The following is a 521-nucleotide window of genomic DNA, read 5'->3' on the forward strand; positions in this document are numbered from 1 at the left end:
ATGCCATATTTACGGCACAGTTCTTTAACCGGAATACCCGCTTCAGCTTCTTTTAAAATAGCGACGATTTGATGTTCAGTCATTTTTTTCATAATTAAATCCCCTTTTCTTTTATCATAGAGAATTGGATCGGCTACACTAATTCATACAACTTTTTTAAGGGGTAAGGTAAACTTATCCCAACTAAAAAAGGAACAAATATGAATAAGATTAAACGCAAAAGACGAACATTCACAGATGATTTTAAACAGCAAATGGTCAGTCTTTATCGACATGGTAAATCACGTAGTGAAATCGTTGCCGAATATGATTTGACACCATCAGCATTGGACCGTTGGATAACGCAATCAAGCCAAAGTGGCTCATTTAAAACAAAAGATAATCGCAGTCCACAAGAACAAGAGTTAATCGCATTGCGTAAAGAGCTTAAACAACTCCGTATGGAAAACGATATTTTAAAGCAAGCAGCACTGATAATAGGACGAAAATCGCTATCCTAAAAGCAAATCGGCATCGTTATA

The 521-nt window shown here is 35.9% G+C and carries 1 protein-coding gene; it reads left to right on the forward strand.

The genetic code is table 11. From position 1 onward, the window contains the following. The first annotated feature begins 200 nt into the window (after positions 1-200). On the forward strand, positions 201-500 hold the full coding sequence (locus tag A9G32_RS09065; protein WP_065589462.1) for an IS3 family transposase: 300 nt from the start codon (positions 201-203) through the stop codon (positions 498-500). The last annotated feature ends 21 nt before the right edge of the window (positions 501-521 follow it).

The sequence above is a fragment of the Gilliamella sp. Gris3-2 genome, from assembly GCF_001690345.1.
Lineage (GTDB): Bacteria > Pseudomonadota > Gammaproteobacteria > Enterobacterales > Orbaceae > Gilliamella > Gilliamella bombi.